The organism is Novosphingobium humi (genome assembly GCF_028607105.1).
Classification (GTDB): domain Bacteria; phylum Pseudomonadota; class Alphaproteobacteria; order Sphingomonadales; family Sphingomonadaceae; genus Novosphingobium; species Novosphingobium humi.
Genome location: NZ_CP117417.1, coordinates 2884463 through 2900408, shown reverse-complemented (window position 1 = coordinate 2900408; position 15946 = coordinate 2884463). Strand labels below are relative to the sequence as shown.

The 15946-nt window shown below is 63.3% G+C and carries 11 protein-coding genes; 6 read left to right on the top strand and 5 right to left on the bottom strand.

Features of this window, described 5'->3' with window-relative positions; genetic code table 11:
* Nucleotides 1–198: 198 nt before the first annotated feature.
* Nucleotides 199–588, top strand: coding sequence for a PepSY-associated TM helix domain-containing protein (locus tag PQ457_RS13700; RefSeq protein ID WP_273617363.1), 390 nt, complete (start codon nucleotides 199–201; stop codon nucleotides 586–588).
* A 500-nt stretch (nucleotides 589–1088) separates the two neighbouring features.
* Complete coding sequence (locus tag PQ457_RS13695; protein WP_273617362.1) at nucleotides 1089–2153, top strand: ribonucleotide-diphosphate reductase subunit beta; 1065 nt, start codon at nucleotides 1089–1091, stop codon at nucleotides 2151–2153.
* A 279-nt stretch (nucleotides 2154–2432) separates the two neighbouring features.
* On the opposite strand, the gene PQ457_RS13690 is transcribed toward PQ457_RS13695, so the two are convergent.
* A complete protein-coding gene (locus tag PQ457_RS13690; RefSeq protein WP_273617361.1) occupies nucleotides 2433–4382 on the bottom strand; it encodes a tetratricopeptide repeat-containing sulfotransferase family protein in 1950 nt (649 codons plus the stop codon).
* Between the two features lie 103 nt (nucleotides 4383–4485).
* Nucleotides 4486–7008, bottom strand: a complete 2523-nt coding sequence (locus tag PQ457_RS13685) for a TonB-dependent receptor plug domain-containing protein (RefSeq protein ID WP_273617360.1) — start codon at nucleotides 7006–7008, stop codon at nucleotides 4486–4488.
* 539 nt (nucleotides 7009–7547) lie between these two features.
* On the opposite strand from PQ457_RS13685, the gene PQ457_RS13680 reads away from it, so the two are divergent.
* Together PQ457_RS13680 and PQ457_RS13675 are read left to right on the top strand one after the other, a co-directional pair.
* On the top strand, nucleotides 7548–9116 hold the full coding sequence (locus tag PQ457_RS13680; protein ID WP_273617359.1) for a flavin monoamine oxidase family protein: 1569 nt from the start codon (nucleotides 7548–7550) through the stop codon (nucleotides 9114–9116).
* Between the two features lie 5 nt (nucleotides 9117–9121).
* Nucleotides 9122–9571, top strand: a complete 450-nt coding sequence (locus PQ457_RS13675; RefSeq protein WP_273617358.1) for a c-type cytochrome — start codon at nucleotides 9122–9124, stop codon at nucleotides 9569–9571.
* A 769-nt stretch (nucleotides 9572–10340) separates the two neighbouring features.
* On the opposite strand, the gene PQ457_RS13670 is transcribed toward PQ457_RS13675, so the two are convergent.
* The gene (locus PQ457_RS13670; protein ID WP_273617357.1) at nucleotides 10341–12209 is read right to left on the bottom strand and encodes an ABC-F family ATP-binding cassette domain-containing protein; all 1869 of its coding nucleotides are present in this window, start codon (nucleotides 12207–12209) and stop codon (nucleotides 10341–10343) included.
* Nucleotides 12210–12289: 80 nt separating this feature from the next.
* On the opposite strand from PQ457_RS13670, the gene trhO reads away from it, so the two are divergent.
* Both trhO and PQ457_RS13660 read left to right on the top strand, forming a co-directional pair.
* Nucleotides 12290–13111, top strand: coding sequence for an oxygen-dependent tRNA uridine(34) hydroxylase TrhO (gene trhO, locus PQ457_RS13665; protein ID WP_273617356.1), 822 nt, complete (start codon nucleotides 12290–12292; stop codon nucleotides 13109–13111).
* 49 nt (nucleotides 13112–13160) lie between these two features.
* Complete coding sequence (locus tag PQ457_RS13660; protein WP_273617355.1) at nucleotides 13161–14150, top strand: LLM class flavin-dependent oxidoreductase; 990 nt, start codon at nucleotides 13161–13163, stop codon at nucleotides 14148–14150.
* Here the strand turns inward: PQ457_RS13660 and PQ457_RS13655 are convergent.
* The gene (locus PQ457_RS13655) at nucleotides 14119–14622 is read right to left on the bottom strand and encodes a DUF2478 domain-containing protein (RefSeq protein ID WP_273617354.1); all 504 of its coding nucleotides are present in this window, start codon (nucleotides 14620–14622) and stop codon (nucleotides 14119–14121) included. The genes PQ457_RS13660 and PQ457_RS13655 overlap by 32 nt on opposite strands.
* 321 nt (nucleotides 14623–14943) lie before the next feature.
* Complete coding sequence (locus PQ457_RS13650; RefSeq protein WP_273617353.1) at nucleotides 14944–15936, bottom strand: LacI family DNA-binding transcriptional regulator; 993 nt, start codon at nucleotides 15934–15936, stop codon at nucleotides 14944–14946.
* Nucleotides 15937–15946 lie beyond the last annotated feature (10 nt).

Below are 15946 nucleotides of genomic sequence, written 5' to 3'. Positions count from 1 at the left end.
GTGACGCCGACAGTAACGGGAGCGCGAGGGACGAGTCCCTCGCATCTATCCTTAATCTGCCCTCTGACACGCCTTGCGACATTTTCTCACCCTTCGCGGCTTGCCAATATGTCGCATTGCCTGCTTTTCATCAGCGCGTAACCTTGGCGCGCAACGGGACCGCGCTTGTTCAAGGCCCGATTCTAGGAAGGGAATTTCATGCGTAAGTGGCACCGCTGGCTCAGCCTGTTTTTCGGCGTTTTCATGTTGTGGATGGCCGTAACCGGCGTGCTCAGCCAGATCGTGCCGCTGACGCAAGGCAAGCCGCAGCAGGCGCAGGGCGCCCCGGCCCCGGTTTCCAAGCTCCAGCCCGATTTCGTCTGTCCGCCCGACGTGATGTGCCGGCCCAAGCAAAAGGGCGGCCAGAGCCTTGTCGGCCTGCTCCACCACTTGCATTCGGGCGAAGAATTCGGCCCGGTCGGCGTGGTGATCTCGACGCTCACCGGCTTTGCGCTGCTCTTCTTCTCGATCTCGGGCATCTGGCTCTATGTTCAGATGTGGGGTTTTCGCAAAGGGCGCGGACTGTCGCCGCGCTGGTTCTGGAAATAAGGGTTTGCCTCCGGCGGACAAAGGGCGGGGGCCCTTTGCAATCCCTTTACGGGTGTGGCGCTTTGTTTGCAGCGGGGCGCCAGTCGGTTGAATTGGAAAGCCTGCGGCGCCATTCAACAGCGCCGCAGGCTTTCCTGTTTCGAGGCCGCGTCCGACACCCATTGGCCGAACCCGTGGCGCAACGCAGACAGTAACGGGAGCGCGAGCGGCCAACCGATTTGTCTCGACAAATCGGCTCTCTCAATCAGTCCCTCGCATTTTCTCTCCCTTCTTCCCCGACAAAAAATTCCTCCGCCGAATCTGTGGGAAAGCTCAGCGGGCCGATGCATCCCGGCCCCGAAACTGTTATCAAGCGCGCACAGTCGATGTAACGCATATCCACAAGACCTTGTGGTTGCCTGCACGCAATACCATCTATCTGTTGATGGGCCGGGCCGCGTATCTCTTGGCGCTCCCGCCCGTCTCGGGCCTTTGAAAACCGCCGATTCTGGAGCAGTCGCATGTCCCTTCTCGAAGCCAGTAAGACCTACAAACCCTTCGAATATCCGTGGGCTTACGACTTCTGGAAACGTCAGCAGCAGGTCCACTGGCTGCCCGAGGAAGTGCCGCTGGGCGAGGATTGTCGCGACTGGGCGCAGAAGATTTCCGAGCATGAGCGCAACCTGCTGACGCAAATCTTCCGCTTCTTCACCCAGGCCGACGTCGAGGTGCAGGACTGCTATCACGAAAAATACGGTCGCGTGTTCAAGCCGACCGAGATCAAGATGATGCTGGCGGCGTTTTCGAACATGGAAACGATCCATATCGCGGCCTATTCGCATCTGCTCGACACGATCGGCATGCCCGAAACCGAATATGGCATGTTCCTCGAATATGAGGAAATGAAGGCCAAGCACGATTACATGGCCACCTTTGGCGTCGATTCGGACGAGGATATCGCCCGCACGCTGGCCATGTTCGGCGGCTTTACCGAAGGGCTGCAACTCTTTGCCTCTTTCGCCATGCTGATGAACTTCCCCCGCTTCAACAAGATGAAGGGCATGGGCCAGATCGTCTCGTGGTCGGTGCGCGACGAATCGCTCCACTGCGAAGGCATCACCAAGCTGTTCCACGCCTTTGTGGCCGAACGCGGTTGCCTGACCAAGGCGGTCAAGGAAGACATCATCGACTGCTGCCAAAAGACGGTGCGCCTCGAAGACGCCTTCATCGATCTGGCCTTCGAACAGGGCCCCGTGCCCGGCATGAGCGCCAAGGACATCAAGCGCTACATCCGCTACATCGCCGACTGGCGTCTGGGCCAGTTGGGCTTTCAGCCGATCTACATGATCGAAGACCACCCGCTGCCCTGGCTCCAGCCGCTGCTGAACGGCGTCGAACACGCCAATTTCTTTGAAACCCGCGCCACCGAATATTCCAAGGGCGCCACCCGCGGCGACTGGAACACCGTCTGGAGCAGCTTCGATTCGCGCCGCAAGGCCAAGGCCAATGACCCGGCCGCGCTGGTGTTCGACGAAGGCGAGGGCACCGAGGACATGTTCAAGGCAGCGGGGATCGCGGCGGAGTGATTTGAGGTTGGCGGTCAGGCGTTGCGCTTGGCCGCTATTCGCTTCGCGATTTTGATTCTGCGAGGGGCTAGCCCCTCGCGCTCCTATAATTGTCTGCCTTGCGCGCGGGTTCGGCCTTATGTGTTGGACGCGAGGTTGAAATTTGAAAGCCTGCGGCGCCATTCAACAGCGCCGCAGGCTTTCATTCATTTCGCAAAACGCCCCGCCGCCAACGAAGCGCCACCCTTTATCGGGATTGCAAAGGGCCCCCGCCCTTTGCCCGCCGGAGGCAAACCTTCCCTACCGCCACCCCTCCAACGCATCCCCCAAGGCTTCCTTCAAAGCCCCCAAATCCGCTTCAAACGCCCGCCAATGGTCCAGCCCGGAGCGATAGATCGGTCGCCGCACCTGTTCGCTCGACACGGTCCTCACCGCGCGGTCATTTTCGAAGAACCGCAGACAGGCCGGATCGAAATCCACCCCAACCGCATCCAGCAAATGGCGCACCTGCCCCTCGGTATCCTCAACCAGATCCTCATAGACCAGAGTGTGTACCGCCCCCGGCGCGGCATGCGCAAAGTGGCGGATCAGCGCGAGATAGTGGCGATAATAGCGGCCCAGTTCGGTCAGATCATAGGAAAACTCCTGCCCTTCGGCAAAGAGCTGTTTGAAGCCGGAGAAGCAGGCGGCCATCGGCGCGCGGCGCACATCCACAATCCGCGCATGGGGCAGGATCAGCCGGATCAGGCCGATATGGCGGAAATTGTTGGGCATCTTGTCGATAAACCGCGCCCGGCCCAGCCGCCGATGCACCGCCGCGCGCGCCAGATATTCCTCACCCCATGCGCGCACCTGCGCGGGCTCGGCCAGCGCCACGGCATCCTCGCCCTGCGCCGCGATCCGCGCCGCCAGCGCGCCGATATAGGGCAATTCCATCGTGCCCTCGATATCCGGGTGGCTGGCCAGAATCTGTTCGACCAGCGTCGAGCCGGAGCGCGGCAGGCCGACGACAAAGATCGGCGCGTCGCTGTCGGCCCCCCAGCCTTGGCGGGCGGCGAAAAATTCGGGCGTGAAACGTGTCGAAACCTGTGCCGCCTGCGCGGGATAGTCTTCGGGCTCCATACCGAAATGGCGGCGCACCAGCGCATTGCCCCGCGCATAATGGGCAAAGGCATCGCCCGCGCGCCCCGCATCCTCAGCGGCGCGGCCCACGGCAAATTCCAGATGCATCCGGTCCACCTCGGCCAGATCGCGTCGCGCCAGCAGGCCGCGCATGGCGGCCAGATCGTCCTCGCTCAAGGCCGCTACCTTCAGATTGGCCAGCGACCACCACGCCTCGCCCACATGCGGCGCCAGCGAGGCCGCGCGGCGATAGGCGGCAATGGCGGCATCACGCTCGCCCTTGGTGCGCAGCGCATGGCCGTGGTTGATGGCCACGCGCGGATTGCCGGGAAATTCCCGCGCCAAACCGGCATGCAAAGCCTCGGCCCCCGCCTCATCGCCCAGCAGCGCGAGGCAACCGGCCTGAAGATTGCGATAGGCCGGATTGGCCGGTTCGGCCGCCAGCAGGGGCGCAAGCTCGCGCATCGCCGCCTCGGCCTCCTGCCGCATAAACAGAGTGCGGGCCAGATCGAAGCGGGCGATCGTAAAGCCGGGATCGAGCGTCAAGGCATGACGCAGCAAAGTCTCGGCATTGTCAAAGGCCCGCACCGCCACATAACAGGCGGCCAGCAGGCGCGAGGCCTCGGCATGGTTGGGCTGGGCCAGCAGAAAGGCGCGCAGGATCGGTTCTGCCTCGCCATGGCGGCCAAGCGCCACCATTTCGGCCGCCCGGCCCACATCGGGATGATCGGTCGAGAGCCGCGCCAGCGCCGCTCTGGCCCGCGTTTCGCGCGCGGCATCGCCCATGGAAAAAGCCGTATCGGCCAGCGCTTCCCATGCCTCGCCCAGCGCCGGGTCAAGCTGGACCGCCGCTTCGAGCTGCGCCAGTCCGTCGGCCCCGCGCCCGGTCGCGCGTAGGCACAGACCCAGTTCATAGCGCGTGCGCGCCGCACGGGGGAAGGCTTGGGCCAAGGGCGCCAGCAGGCTCAGCGCCTCGACGCAGCGCCCCTGTCGCCGCAGGGCCGAGGCCAGAATCAGGCGCGGGCGGGGGTCTTGCGGCGCGCGGGCCGCCAGCGCGCGCGCCAGCTTTTCCGCGCGGGCGGGGGCATCGGCCAGCGCCGCTGCTGCTTGGGCAAAAGGATCGCTCATCACATTATCCGCATAGGGCCAAAGGGCCGCAATGGGCAAAGAAAAAGCCCGGCCTGCGCGCCCTTTAAAGGACGGCAGGCCGGGCCGCAGGTGTCAGGCTGGATTAGAAATTGACGGTCACGCGGGCGTAGTAATAGCCCCCGTTGATACCCCAAGGCGTGAAGCTGATCGGGCTGTTGTACACATTGCCCGAAATCGGCCGCGAGCCATCGTTCTGCAGGCGGGTGGTCGGCGCCTGCTTGTCAAACAGGTTGTTCGCGCCCGCATCGAAACGGATCTTGGGGGTCAGCTTGTAGCCGACGTTGAGGTCGGTGATGAAGGTGGTGCCGATGTGCTGCAGATAGAGCAGGCCATCGCCGGCGCCGACCGTGTGCTGGCTGGTGCTGCCATACATGGTTTCACGCAGGTTGACCGAGAACTGACCGATGTTCCACAGCGCGTTGCCGATCAGCTTGACCCGCGGGGTGGCCGTGGTCAGCGCATCCTTGGCCGAGGCGCTGAGCAGGTCGGTCTGGCCAAAGCCGGCGTTGTAAACGGCCGTCGGCAGCGGCGAGATGCGGGTGATCTCGGTCTTGTTGTAGTTCGCGCCCAGCGACCAGTCGACCTTGCCCATGTCGCCGAAATCGCTGCTGTAGGTGGCGGTGGCTTCCACGCCGCGGGTGCGGGTGTCGGCGCCGTTGGTGAAGATGTTGATGCCCGAATAGGAGGTGGCATCAGCCAGCGACACGCCGCGCGAGATCAGCGCATTCTGCACCGCCTGCGATACAATGCCGTTGTTGGCATTATACGCGCTGTTGAAGCCGTAGATGTCGCCCGAGGCCACAATGCGGTCGCGGATCTTGATCTGATAGGCGTCCACCGTGATCTGCAGCTTGGGCAGCGGATGGGCGACGAAGCCGAACGAGAAGTTGGTCGACTTTTCCGCCTTCAGCTTGGAGAAGCCGAGAAGCTGGGCAGCTGCCGAGTTGGGGGGCAGCTGGCCAAAGGTCGAGCCGGGGCCGACGTTGACCGACGAGTAATAGGATTCGGCCAGGGTCGGGGCGCGGAAACCGTTGGAAACCGTGCCGCGAATGGCAAAGGCGGGCGAGAAGTCATAACGGGCGTTGAACTTGCCCGACCAGGCCGAACCAAAGTCGGAATAATGTTCATAGCGGCCCGCCACATCGACATGCAGCCCGGCGATCGGATCGGCCGCCACGTCGATATAACCGGCATAGGAATTGCGGCCATAGGAACCGGCATCAGTGGGCGCAAAGCCGGGATAGGACTGCGCGCCGCCAAAGGCATACGAGCCGTATTCACCCGAGGTGATCGAATAGTTGCCCTGGCGATATTCGCCGCCGAAGGCCAAAGTCAGCGGCTTGGCCATACCCAGATCGAAATCGCGGCTGATGTCGATGTTGCCGACCCATTCGCTGTTCGAGAGCTGGCCGTCATAGAAATTGCGCTGGAGGCCGGTCAACGCGGTCGGGCTGGCCGACTGGGCCATGGAGAACAGCGTGGGGTTGGCCGAATTGATGGTGTAGAGCGCCACCGCATCCTTGCCGTAGGTCAGCGAGAGGTCATAGTTCCACTGCGCGGCCTTGCCCTTGATCCCGGCGGTCAGCGAGAAATCTTCCTCGCGGATGTTTTCCTGCGGCTGGAAACCATTGGGCAGCGGATAGACGGTCGTGCCGGTGCTGGTCGTGCCCGAAACGCGGTTGGGTGCGCGATAGTTTTCAAACGCCTTGGCGTTGCGGTTGCCATAGGTGCCGAAAGCATAGACCTGCGCGTCCGAGCCTACGTCATAGCCTGCGTTGAACGACAGGTTGTAAATCGAATAGCGCGCATCGCCATTGATGTTGTTGACGTTGGGATAGCCGGCGAAACCCTTCAGGCCATTGACGATCACTGCGCTCTGGCCGGGCTTGAGCGTGCCGTCCGGATAGAAGTAGCGGCGGTCGTAATTGCCGTGCGAGGTATAGTCGTGGAACTTGTATTCGCCGGTGACGTTGACGAAGCCCTTTTCGCCCAGCTTGAAGCCAAGGTTGAGTGCGGTGGCTGCCGTCTTGCCGCCGTTTTCATAGTTGCTGCCGCCCGTGGCGGTGAAGCTGCCGCCATGGTCGGCACTTTTCAGCATGATGTTGACCACGCCCGCGATCGCGTCCGAACCATATTGCGCCGCGGCGCCATCCTGCAGCACTTCGATGCGGCCGATGGCGTTGGTGGGCACGAAGGAGAGGTCGGTGGTGGCGCTGCCCGAATAGGGGCTGCCGCCCAGCACGGCGAGGTTGGCGGTGGTGTGGCGGCGCTTGCCGTTGATCAGCACCAGCGTGTCATTGGGATTGATGCCGCGCAGCGCGGCCGAGAGGGTCAGGTTGGCCGTATCGCCACCAAAGCCCTGGAAGTTCAGCGAGGGCAGCGTCTGAGCCAGAACCTGCGTCAGATCCTGCTGGCCCACGCTTTGAAACGCCTGCGTGCCGATGAGCTGGATCGGGGCGGCGCTGTCGGCGGCCTTCATGCCGGTCTGGCGCGTGCCGGTAACGATGATCTCGCTCGAAGGTTCGGCCTGATCGGCCTCAGCCGCCTGAGCCGCCATCGGCGCAAAGAGGGCAAGCGCCGTGGTGGTGAACAGCAGTTTCTTCATGCAAATTTCCCTCATGGTTAAACCTTGATCCCTGGGTCGGGGCATGGTCGCGACCGGATTCACGGGGGCTGTGAAACCGGGGGCGGGGTCCCGATGAGGATTGGCTACGCCCGGGAGGGTGGGGGGCATATACTGGCTTCGGCGTATAGACCGGGCTTTTATGTCGCTTTTATTGCTTTGTGTCATGCGTATGCCGCGATGCGGCATTTTATGCCGGAAAAGGCGGGGCGAACGGTCGAAAAATGCGCCGCCCGCCCCGATCCGGCGGAAAAGGAGGCACTGGCCCTTTTGGGCAAGGTCATGCGGAATAAGCACATTGGCGTATCAACAAATGCGAAATTTGCGCCGATTTCCCAATCCAGCCCCCAAGCTTTGTTAGGAATCCTCAATTGTCCTGAGAGCCTGACAATCCCTATGGTAAGACAGAAGAGGTTGCAGAGCCGCCTTTGCCGCCCCCTTATGCTGCCCCCCTCGTTGCACATGCGAACAGGAACCTGAGAATGACCGACAATTCAGCCGCGAATGGGCTCCTTCCAAAGATGACCAAGCGCGATCTGCTGGCCATGATTGGCAAGACGGCGGGCGCTTCGGCCATGTATATGGCCATGTCCAGCCTCAATCAGGCCCATGCCACCACGTTCAAGGGCAAGCCCAAGCTGGAAGGCGACGTCAAGGGCGCTTCGGTGCTTATTCTGGGCGCGGGCGTGGCGGGGCTGGTCGCGGCGCTCGAACTCAGCCGTGCGGGCTATAAGGTGCAGGTGCTGGAATATAACAATCGCGTGGGCGGCCGTTCGTGGACGCTGCGCGGGGGCGACAGCTTTACCGAACTGGGCGGGGCAACGCAGAATGTCGGTTTCGCGCCGGGCAACTATATCAATCCGGGCCCGTGGCGTCTGCCCTATGACCACAAGGGCATGATCTCGTATTGCAATGAACTGGGCGTCGCGCTCGAGCCCTTCATGCAGGTCAACACCAACGCCCTGCTGCACAACACGCAGGCCTTTGGCGGCAAGCCCATCCGTTACCGCGAGATCCAGGCCGATTTCATGGGCCATACCAGCGAGTTGCTGGCCAAGGCGGTGAACAAGCAGGCCTTGTCGGAGGATGTCACCAAGGAGGACGCCGAGATCCTGCTTGAAGCGCTGCGCGACTGGGGTTCGCTGGACAAGGATCTGCGCTATGTGAAGGGGCCGGAAAGCTCGGATCGTCGCGGCTGGGCCAAGAATCCGGGCGGCGGCCTTTCGGCCTATCCCATCCCGTCCGAACCGATGAAGTTTTCCACCGTCCTGCAATCGCATCTGTGGACCGGCCTGTCGGCGGGCTTTGGCATTGAGCGCCAAAGCTCGATCTTCCAGCCGGTGGGCGGCATGGACAATGTGGCCAAGGGCTTTGAAAAGCATGTAGGCCAGTTCGTGCGCTTCAAGAGCAAGGTCGTGTCGATCAAGCAGGACGCCAAGGGCGTGACCGCCACGTTTGAGGACACCAAGACCGGCCAGCGCGGCACCGCCAGCGCCGACTATTGCCTGTGCACCATTCCCCTCTCGATCCTCTCACAGATCGACATGAATGTGGGCGACAAGATGGCCAATGCCATCCGCGCGGTGCCCTATGAGGCGGGCTTCAAGGTGGGCCTCGAATTCAAGCGCCGCTTCTGGGAGCAGGACGACCACATCTTTGGCGGCATTTCCTATACCGATCTGCCGATCACCCAGATTTCGTACCCGTCCACACGCTATGGCTCGAGCGGACCCGCCACGCTGCTGGGCGGCTACACTTTCGGCGCCTATGCCTATGAATTCACCTCGCTGCCGCCTGCCGAGCGTGTAGCCCGCGCGGTCGAATGGGGTTCGAAAATCCACCCCCAGTACAAGGACGAGTTCCTGAACGGCGTGGCCGTGGGCTGGCACCGCGTGCCCTGGACGCAGGGCTGCTTTGGCAACTGGAGCCCCGAGGCGCGCAAGGAGCATTACGACAACCTGTGCCAGATCGACGGCCGCATCCTGCTGGCGGGCGAGCATGCCTCGTTCATTCCGGCATGGCAGGAAGGCGCGCTGACCTCCTCGCTCGACGCTATCGGGCGTCTGCATCAACGTGTTGTGGCAGGGTGAAATCCATGAAGAAGATCCTCTTTCCTATCGTCGCTCTCGGTCTCGGCTTGTCCGCACCGGCCCATGCCCAGCGCGGCGATGCCCAGCCCACCACGCTGATCGCCAAGCCCGGCGAAAAATCGGCAGGCGATGCCGATGGCGCTTTCGTCAGCCTGTTCAAATTCTCCGAACCCACCGGCGAGGCCATGTACAAGCGCGTCTGTGCCGGTTGCCACATGCCCGATGCCAAGGGCGCCAAGGCAGCGGGCATGTACCCCGCACTCGCCGCCAACAAGAACCTCGCCTCGGCTGGCTACCCGCTCTACATCGTCCTGCACGGCAAGAATGGCATGCCCCCCGTCGGCAAGATGATGAGTGACCAGCAGGTTGCCGATGTGGTCAACTATGTACGCAGCAATTTCGGCAACAAGTACAAGGATAAGGTAACCGCCGCCGACGCCAAGGCGACGCGATGAGTTAACGGGCGGGGCCTAGGCTCCGCCTGATCCAAGGTGCGAAGTGGGGCGGGGAAGGTTTCGGCTTTCCTCGCCTCGCTTTGTTTTTGGGGGTTTTATGCCTCCGGCGGGCAAAGGGCGGGGGCCCTTTGCAATCCCGGTATTGGGGGCATTGCGGGATGACGAGGCGGATGGTTTAAGGGCGGCGTTCTGAAGGAGAGTTATGCCGCTTCGCGGGAAGAAGCTTGCCGTTCCGTATGCGGTGCTGTTGCGGACGCTACGTCACCTTGCAGAAAGGCCACACTCTATGCAGTTCGATTGAATTGGCGGCGGCAATGAAAACCAGATGCCAGCAAATGATTTAGTGCATTTCGGGCATTTAAATGCCATTAAGTGCATGGAAACAAGTATAAATGCAGGAAGATAGCTCAATAGTGAAATTAGGAATAACGCGGTGGCAAAGGTTTCGGAGATAGAAAACGCTAGTGGCACCAGCAAAATGGTCGCGAGAACCTGACCGAAACCTACCGCCCAGTACCATCGTACCCGTTTGTGATAATCGGCATAAGCGTCTGGCCATGAACTAAGCGTATCCATAGCAGCAAGCTATCATTCGAGCTTAAACGATACAACGTCCGCTCTCCCTAACTTAGCTGTCGTCCTTCCGCCGCGCAGCGGCCCTCAAAACCCACCACCTCGCCACAGCGCACCTTGCCGACAATAACGGGATTGCAAAGGGCCCCCGCCCTTTGCCCGCCGGAGGCAAATCAAACCCCCAAAACCGCCAAACTCACCCCTCCAGCTTCTCCACCAACGTCATCCAATGCGCCTCTGCGTCCGCCAGTTCGGTCTCTAGCTTCTCGCGCATCTGGCCCAGCTTGCCGATATTCATGCCCTTTAATGCCACCGCCGCCTTGACGGGGTCGGAAAGGGCCACATCGACTTCGGCGATGCGGGCCTGAACCTTGGCCATGTCCTTTTCGGCCTTGGCGACCTTTTTCTGCAATTCCTTGACCTCTGCCCAGGCCAGGTTGTTGGCCTTGACCGCCGCGCTGGGGGCGGCTTTGGCGCTGCCGTCGGCCGCCGTGGCCTTGGGCTGGTTCCGGCCGAGGATGAAGTCGATGTAATCTTCGATGCTGCCGTCATAGGGCTCGGCGGCCCCGCCATCGACAAGGACGAGGCGGTCGGCGGTCATTTCGACCATATGGCGGTCGTGGCTGATCAGGATGACGGCGCCTTGATAATCGTTCAACGCCTGCACCAGCGCCTCACGCGCATCGACATCAAGGTGGTTGGTCGGTTCGTCGAGGATGAGCAGATGCGGCGCATCGCGCGTCACAAGGGCCAGCGCCAGACGCGCCCGCTCGCCGCCCGAAAGCTGGCTGACCGAGGTGGTCGCCTTGGGGCCGGAAAAGCCGAAGCGGCCAAGCTGGGCGCGCACCGCGCTTTCGGGCTTGCCCTGCATGGCGCGGGCCATATGGACCAGCGGCGTGTCGCCCCCGGCCAGTTCTTCGACCTGATACTGGGTGAAATAGCCGATGTTCAGCTTGCCCGCCGTGACCATCTCGCCCTCCATCGCGGGCAATTGTCCGGCCAGCAGGCGCGCCAGCGTGGTCTTGCCGTTGCCGTTGCGGCCCAAGAGGGCAATGCGGTCATCCGGGTCGATGCGCAGGTTCAGGCGGCGCAGGATCGGCGTGTCGCCATAGCCCACCGCCGCGCGGTCCAGCGTGATGAGCGGCGGGCGCAATTCGGCCGGATCGGGAAAGTTGAACGAGAGCGAGGGGTCCTCGATCATGCCCAGCACGGGCTGCATCTTGGCCAGCATCTTGGCGCGCGACTGGGCCTGTTTGGCGGTGCTGGCGCGGGCCGAATTGCGGCGGACGTAATCCTCCAGCTTGGCGCGCTGGGCGTCCTGTGCGGCCTTGGCGGCGGCGGCTTGGGCGGCGCGTTCGGCGCGCTGGCGCTCGAACGAATCGTATCCGCCCGCATAGAGCGTCAGCTTGCCGCCTTGCAGATGCAGGATCGTATCGACCACATTGTTGAGCAGATCGCGCTCATGGCTGATGATCAGCAGCGTGCCGGGATAGGCGCGCAGGAAGTTTTCCAGCCACAGCGTCGCTTCCAGATCGAGGTGGTTCGAGGGTTCGTCGAGCAGCAGCACATCGGGCTGCGAAAACAGCAGCGAGGCCAGCGCCACGCGCATTTTCCACCCGCCCGAATAGGAATCGAGGGGCCGCGCCTGCATTTCCTCGGTAAAGCCAAGGCCGAGCAGAATGCGCGCCGCGCGGGCAGGCCCGGTATAGGCGTCAATCGCGATCAGCCGGTCATGCACATCGCCCAGCCGGTGCGGATCGGTCGAAGTCTCGGCTTCCTCCAGCAGCGCGGCGCGCTCGGTGTCGGCGGCCAGCACGGTTTCAAACGGCGTGGCGGTGCCGGTCGGCGCTTCCTGCGCGATATAGCCCAGACGCGAGCGGCGGGGCATGTCGATGCTGCCGTCATCGGGCTCCAGTTCGCCGATGATGGCTTTGACCAATGTTGATTTGCCCGCGCCATTGCGCCCGACAAGGCCCACCCGCGCGCCCGTGGGCAGGGCGGCGCTGGCGCGATCAATAATGGTGCGGCCACCAAGGCGCACGGTGACATCGGAAATGTTCAGCATCCGCGCCGCCTAGCAGGCAAGGCGCAAGAGGGCCAGCCCAGCTTTGCGCGATGCGTCAAATCGCGCTATGGGCCGCCCCCATGATCACCGTTGCCGCGCTTTACCACTTCACCCCCTTTGCCGAACCTGCGTCCCTGCGCGAGCCTTTGCTGGCGCTTTGCGAGGAGCAGGGGATCAAGGGCACGCTATTGCTGGCGGGCGAGGGGGTCAACGGCACCATCGCCGGCAGCGCGCAAGGGATTGCCGCCGTGGTCGATCATATCCGCGCGATCCCCGGTTGCGCCGGGCTGGAGGTCAAATATTCGCACGCCGCCGCGATGCCCTTTGGCCGGATGAAGGTGCGCATGAAGCGTGAGATCGTGACGATGGGCGTGCCGGGCGTCGATCCGCTGGCCATTGTGGGCACCTATGTCGAACCGCAGGACTGGAACGCGCTGATCGCGGACCCGGAGACGATCGTCATCGACACGCGCAACCATTACGAGGTGGTGGCGGGCACTTTCCAGCGCGCCATCGACCCCAACACGCGCTCTTTCCGGGAATTTCCCGATTGGTTCCGCAGCCGGCGGGACCAACTGCTGGGAGAGGGCAAGCAGCCCAAGGTGGCCATGTTCTGCACAGGCGGCATCCGCTGCGAAAAATCCACCGCTTTCCTGAAATCCGAGGGCGTTGAGCAAGTCTATCACCTCAAGGGCGGCATCCTCAATTACCTCGAAAAAGTGCCTGCCGAAGAGAGCCTGTGGGAAGGCGAATGTTTCGTGTTCGACGAACGCGTGACGCTGGGCCATGGCCTTGCGCTGGGCCGCCACGTGTCCTGCGCGGCATGCGGCGCGCCGGTGGGCGAGGAGGAGCAGGCCTCGCCGCTCTATGTCGCGGGCGAGAGCTGTCCGGCCTGCGCATAAATCAGCGCCCTCCTTGCGGCGGGCCTGCCCCGTGCCCAGATAGGGGCGCATGAGCCAGTCTATCCCCCTGTCCGTCCTCGATCTTGTCCCCGTGCTCGAAGGCGGCACATTGCATCAGGCCTATGGCCATGCTGCCGCCCTTGCCGCCCATGCCGAGGCCGAAGGGTTTGCCCGATACTGGGTGGCCGAGCATCATGGTATGCCCGGCATTGGCGGGGCGGCGACCTCGGTGGTGCTGGCGCATGTCGGCGGGCATACTTCGCGCATCCGCATAGGCTCGGGCGGGATCATGTTGCCCAACCACGCGCCTTTGCAGATTGCCGAGCAATTCGGCACGCTTGACGCGCTCTATCCGGGGCGGATCGATCTGGCGCTGGGCCGCGCGCCGGGGTCGGACGGGCGGGTGGCGATGGCGCTGCGCCATGGCGATCCCGATGCTTTTCCGCAGCAGGTGATGGAATTGCAGGCCTATTTCGCAGGTGACGCGCGGGCGGGCTTTCCCGCCGTGCCGGGCGCGGGGGCGCGGCCTGAAATGTGGGTGCTGGGGTCCAGCACCTATGGCGCGCAACTGGCCGCCGCGATGGGCCTGCCCTATGGCTTTGCCTCGCATTTCGCGCCCGCCATGCTGGATGAAGCGGTGGATGTCTATCGCCGCTTGTTCCGCCCCTCGGCGGTGCTGGACCGGCCGCATGTGATGGTGGCCTGCAATGTGTTTGCCGCCGACACGGCGGAAGAGGCCCGGTTTCTGGCCTCGACGATGCAGCAGGGCTTTGTCGCGCTGCGCACCGGGCAGGGCGGGGGGCGGGTAAAGCCGCCGGTGGAAAATTATTACGAGAACCTGCCCGCGCCTCATCGCGCCATGCTGGATCAGGTGATGGCCTGCACCGCCATTGGCACGCAGGGCGATGTAGAGGCGATGCTGCGTCGCCTGATCGCGCGGACCGGGGCCGATGAGATCATCGTTGCGGGCCAGATGTTCGATCAGGAAGCGCGGCGGCGCAGCTTTTCTATTGCGGCGGCAGCGATGCGGGCGCTGTGATCCGTTCCAGCCAATCCTCGACCGCCGCAAGGTCGGGCGGCAGGGTCTGGGCATAGGGTCCGGCAAATTCGGCCCATGCCCCGACAAAACGGGGCGAGATCGTCAGCAGCACCGGCACCCCCTGATCCAGCGCCGCCAACAGGCAGGAGAGCAGACCGCTGCCCGCCTCGGCCTCCATCTTGCCGAACTTGCTCAGGATAAGCAGGTCGCAGGGTCGGGACAGGCGCGTTTCCACCCAGGCCGCCGCCGAAACCAGCGCGCCTGAATCCAGTGTGCAGCCCTGCGCCCCGCAACCCAGATCCTGACCCAGCGGGAAACGCGCGCCATCGTGGATGCTGACCAGCGTGCCGGGCGAGCAGTCCTCGCCGCTTTGGGGCGGCTCTTCGATCACGCCCGCGATGCGCAGGGATGCGCCCCAGCGCGCCACAATCTGCGCCAACAGGGCCTGCGCGCTGGCGGAACGCTGGGCCATGATGGCGCCAAGCACGGGGGCCGTCAAAGCCGCTGCTTCCCGCTCAGCTTCATCGTGCCGTCCAATTGCCGCCACACCGTCACCTCCCAGCGCTGTCGATTGGTCAGGCGCAGCGTCAGGCGGTAATTCATGCCCGCATCCTTTTATGGCGAAACGTGTCCTACGATGACGCCCCGCATCGTGAATGGCAAGTTTGATACCGGGTAGACCCCGCCGCGCAGCGGCTATCCATCATCATGGAATACCCACCCGCCATCAATCCCCCACCCAAGGCACGGGATTGCAAAGGGCCCCCGCCCTTTGCCCGCCGGAGGCAAGCTTTCACCCCTTCGGCGGCGCGCAGGAATCGCGCAGGATGATCTCGAAATCCAGATAATCCCTCGGCGCCTTGTCGGGCGAGACAATGGTTTCCACCCCCGCCGCGCCCATGGCCTCCAAGGGCTGGCGCACGGTGGTCAACGCGGGCGAGATCAGGCGGCTCATCGGCGTATCGTCAAAGCCGATGATGGACAGATCCTCCGGCACATTCAGCCCGAATTCGCGCGCGGCCATCAGCGCGCCCACCGCCATTTCGTCATTCGAGGCAAAGATCGCCGTGGGCCGCTGGGGCAGGGCAAGCAGGGCACGGGTGGCCTCCAGCCCCGATTGCAGGTCGAAATAGCCCTGCGCCACCAGTGCCGGTTCCAACTCCAGCCCCGCCTCGATCAGCGATTGACAGTATCCGTCATAGCGCAGCGTGGCGCCGAAATGCTGGGGGTGGCCGCGCACGAAACCGATGCGGCGGTGGCCCAGGCCCAGCAGATGCGCCATGATCGCCTTGCTGGCCCCGCGTTCATCGGTGGATATATGCGTCAATTCATCGCCATGCGTGGCCGAGATCAGCGCGATCCGCCCGCCCAGCTTGCGCACGCTTTCGACAAATCCGGTGTTTTCCGACAGCGGCGGGCTGAGCAGAATACCATCGGGGGCAATTGTGGCGACCAGACGCTGGACCAGTCCGATCAGATCCTTGTCCTGACTGTTCACCGGTTCGACCACCAGATGATAGCCAAGTTCCCGGCATCGCCGCGCCGCGCCTATGTGCAGCGCGGAAATATAGCTGGGGTTGGGATTGTCATAGAGATGGGCAATCAGAAAAGAACGTCCGCCCGCAAGGCGGCTGGCCGCGCGATTGGGCTTGTAATCCAGCTCGCTTGCCGCGGCGCGCACGCGCTCCTTCACCTGCGCGCGCACATGCGGCTCTTCGTTCAGCACGCGCGAAACGGTCTTGATCGAGACGCCCGCGCGCTCGGCCACATCCTTGATGGTGGTCACGACTATCCTC

Bases quoted from the DNA above. Each gene is read 5' to 3' on its own strand.
- PQ457_RS13690 (WP_273617361.1), bottom strand. From the start codon at position 4,382: ATGAGCGATCCTTTTGCCCAAGCAGCAGCGGCGCTGGCCGATGCCCCC.
- PQ457_RS13685 (WP_273617360.1), bottom strand. From the start codon at position 7,008: ATGAAGAAACTGCTGTTCACCACCACGGCGCTTGCCCTCTTTGCGCCG.
- PQ457_RS13675 (WP_273617358.1), top strand. From the start codon at position 9,122: ATGAAGAAGATCCTCTTTCCTATCGTCGCTCTCGGTCTCGGCTTGTCC.
- PQ457_RS13655 (WP_273617354.1), bottom strand. From the start codon at position 14,622: ATGGCCCAGCGTTCCGCCAGCGCGCAGGCCCTGTTGGCGCAGATTGTG.
- PQ457_RS13670 (WP_273617357.1), bottom strand. From the start codon at position 12,209: ATGCTGAACATTTCCGATGTCACCGTGCGCCTTGGTGGCCGCACCATT.
- trhO (WP_273617356.1), top strand. From the start codon at position 12,290: ATGATCACCGTTGCCGCGCTTTACCACTTCACCCCCTTTGCCGAACCT.
- PQ457_RS13700 (WP_273617363.1), top strand. From the start codon at position 199: ATGCGTAAGTGGCACCGCTGGCTCAGCCTGTTTTTCGGCGTTTTCATG.
- PQ457_RS13660 (WP_273617355.1), top strand. From the start codon at position 13,161: ATGAGCCAGTCTATCCCCCTGTCCGTCCTCGATCTTGTCCCCGTGCTC.
- PQ457_RS13680 (WP_273617359.1), top strand. From the start codon at position 7,548: ATGACCAAGCGCGATCTGCTGGCCATGATTGGCAAGACGGCGGGCGCT.
- PQ457_RS13695 (WP_273617362.1), top strand. From the start codon at position 1,089: ATGTCCCTTCTCGAAGCCAGTAAGACCTACAAACCCTTCGAATATCCG.